Source organism: Pseudomonas sp. KB-10, from assembly GCF_018221585.1.
GTDB lineage: Bacteria > Pseudomonadota > Gammaproteobacteria > Pseudomonadales > Pseudomonadaceae > Aquipseudomonas > Aquipseudomonas yangonensis.
In genome coordinates this window covers 1-1,852 of sequence record NZ_QYYB01000024.1, presented here as the reverse complement: position 1 = coordinate 1,852, position 1,852 = coordinate 1, and the positions used below count along the sequence as shown (strand labels likewise).

The following is a 1,852-nucleotide window of genomic DNA, read 5'->3' as shown; positions in this document are numbered from 1 at the left end:
GCCCGCGAACTGGCGCCGGACAGCGCCGCCGCGCGCGAGGTCAGCAGTCTGGTCGACGAGTTGCTGAGGTGGTCGCCATGAGCAGCAAGCGCATCGGTATCGGTGCACGCCCGCTTGCCGATCCGCAGGCCGAAGCCTGGATACGCCAGGGTGCTGGAGTCGACAACGGCAAGGTCGAGCGCTATAGCGCCCGGCTGACGCTGGACGTGACGCCGGCGCTGCGCACACGGATCAAGCTGGCGGCCTTCGACCGCGGCGTGACGATGGCGGAGATGCTGCGCGAAGTGCTGGAGCGGCAGTTTCCAGAGGCTACCTCGTGACCTTGGGTACTCGTGGCGTGCTGTGGCCACTGGCGCTGCTCGTCGGCAGTCTGATGGCCCTGGGTTGGGCAGCGATTGCGACGTCGCCACCACGGCTAGTCTACAACGCGTCCGACAGCGTGCCCGTCGGTTGGTACCGCATTTCGCCGGCCAACTCGTGGGCGCCTGGCGACCTGGTGCTGATTCGCCTGCCGCGAGAGGCAAGGTCGCTGGCGGCGCAGCGTGGCTACCTGCCGGCGAACGTGCCGTTGCTGAAGACCGTGGCGGCAGTGGCGCCGCAGCGGGTGTGCATGCAAGGCAGTCAGGTGCGTATCGATGGTGTCCTTGTTGCGAGACGTTTGAGGTGGGATCGACAGGGTCGCGCGCTGCCAACCTGGCAGGCCTGTCGGCGCCTGGCTGACGACGAGCTGTTCCTGCTCAGCAGCAGCAACCCGGCGTCGTTCGACAGCCGCTACTTCGGCCCGATATCCACCGACGCGGTGATCGGTCGGGCGCAGCCCTTGTGGCTGGAATCGCGTCGATGAGCTGGCCGTTTCCCTGTCGATCCGCCTGCCTAATGCGTACGCTCGATCGCCGCAGTCGCGGGCCGCCTGGCTGCAGATACTGCTGTCCCTCGCCTGCCGACCAGGAGCTTTGGAAGACACCGTTCCGCCTCTCCTGATTACCCAACCCAACAGCGCAAAGGCACGGAAAAGGCAGAGGGCAAGATAAAAGGGGGCGGCACTTCGTTGGCCCGAAAAGCAGTCTGCACGGGGGTTGGCGGCGACACAGCGCCGGTGTCGCCAGGTGCCGAAATTGTGTTCGCCCCACAGCGACACTGGCTTAAAAGCGTGCCTGACACGCCGTACTGCGATTAACTTGGAGAGGAGTCCAAACATGAGCAAGGGAAGCCGTCCGGATGACGAATTGCTCTTTCGCCCGCAGCCGGGCAAGCCGCAGCAACGCGATCAACCCTTCATCAACCAGGTGCTGCGCCAGGCCAACAAGGCCGGCACCGGAAAGCCGCGCAAGGCGGGCCACCAGCCCGGTGCCCGCCTCGGCCGCGGGCATGTCGCCGCCCGTTTCAGCGCGCAGCAACTGCCGTCCAACGCCCGTCGCGTCACCATCAAGACGCGCCTGGTGAACCTGTGCCAGGCCGGCAAGCGCTCGACGCTCAGCCACCTGCGCTACATCGAGCGCGACGGCGTCAGTCGTGAGGGCGATCCGGGCCAGGCCTACGGGCCGCTGACCGACCAGGCCGACATTAATGCGTTCGAGGAGCGCGGCCGGGACGACCGCCACCAGTTTCGCTTAATCGTCTCGCCCGAGGATGCCGAGCTGCTCGATGACCTACGCACCTACACCCGCCACCTGATGAGCCGGATGGAGGCCGACCTCGGCACCCGCCTCGACTGGGTGGCGGTCGACCATTGGAATACCGACAACCCGCACACCCATATCGTCCTGCGTGGCAAGGACGACACCGGCAAGGACCTGGTGATCGCCCGCGACTACATCGCCGAGGGCATGCGCAACCGCGCCTCGGAGCTGGC

At 66.5% G+C, this 1,852-nt stretch carries 2 protein-coding genes and 2 pseudogenes; all 4 read left to right on the top strand.

What is annotated here, in order from left to right; translation table 11 throughout:
• A pseudogene (locus tag DXK50_RS24780) lies at nt 1–81 on the top strand (ParA family partition ATPase); the annotation flags it as partial.
• Nucleotides 78–320, top strand: coding sequence for a hypothetical protein (locus DXK50_RS24775; protein ID WP_212632138.1), 243 nt, complete (start codon nt 78–80; stop codon nt 318–320). The pseudogene DXK50_RS24780 and the gene DXK50_RS24775, both read left to right, overlap by 4 nt.
• Nucleotides 317–844 (top strand): S26 family signal peptidase, encoded by a 528-nt coding sequence (locus DXK50_RS24770; RefSeq protein WP_349292205.1) that lies wholly within the window; start codon nt 317–319, stop codon nt 842–844. The genes DXK50_RS24775 and DXK50_RS24770 overlap by 4 nt, the downstream gene beginning before the upstream one ends.
• Before the next feature lie 352 nt (nt 845–1,196).
• Nucleotides 1,197–1,852, top strand: a pseudogene (locus DXK50_RS24765) (relaxase/mobilization nuclease domain-containing protein); the annotation flags it as partial.

Excerpts from the sequence above, each read along its gene's own strand:
- DXK50_RS24775 (WP_212632138.1), top strand. The coding sequence starts at position 78 with ATGAGCAGCAAGCGCATCGGTATCGGTGCACGCCCGCTTGCCGATCCG.